Origin of the sequence: Streptomyces capoamus, assembly GCF_014654935.1 — a bacterium.
Classification (GTDB): Bacteria; Actinomycetota; Actinomycetes; order Streptomycetales; family Streptomycetaceae; genus Streptomyces; species Streptomyces capoamus.
In genome coordinates, this window is sequence record NZ_BNBF01000087.1 from 1 (window position 1) to 654 (window position 654).

The 654-nt window shown below is 57.0% G+C and carries 1 protein-coding gene; it reads right to left on the minus strand.

Going from position 1 to position 654, the window contains the following annotated elements:
- Nucleotides 1–423: 423 nt before the first annotated feature.
- Nucleotides 424–654 (minus strand): hypothetical protein (locus IE312_RS44830; protein ID WP_229900949.1); only part of this gene is annotated, 231 nt, incomplete at its 5' end.

Here is a 654-nt window from a genome sequence, read left to right on the forward strand (position 1 = left end):
CGATGAAAATCTATCGGGTTCGAGGAATGGTCGACCAGGGGTTGAAATCGTCGACCAGGTCCGAGACTTCATCGACCGTGTCCGAGGAGTTGTCGAGGGTTTGTCGACCAGGACGAGGAATCGTCGACCGGGTCCGAGGATTTGCCGACCAGGGGTTGAAATCGTCGACCAGGTCCGAGACTTCATCGACCGGGTCCGAGGAATCGTCGACCAGGACGATGAATGGGCGATGAAAATCTATCGGGTTCGAGGAATGGTCGACCGGGGGTTGAAATCGTCGACCAGGTCCGAGACTTCATCGACCGTGTCCGAGGAGTGGTCGAGGGTTTGTCGACCAGGACGAGGAATCGTCGACCGGGTCCGAGGATTCGTCGACCAGGACGGCGGAATGCTCGACCAGGACGATGAATGGGCGATGAAAATCTATCGGGATAGAGGAATGGTCGACCAGAAGTTGAAATCGTCGACCGGGTCCGAGAATTCGTCGACCAGGACGAGGAGTGGTCGAGGATTTGTCGACCAGGAGTTGAAATCGTCGACCGGGTCCGAGAATTCGTCGACCAGGACGGCGGAACCCTCGACCAGGACGATGAATGGGCGATGAAAATCTATCGGGTTCGAGGAATGGTCGACCAGGGGTTGAAATCGTCGACC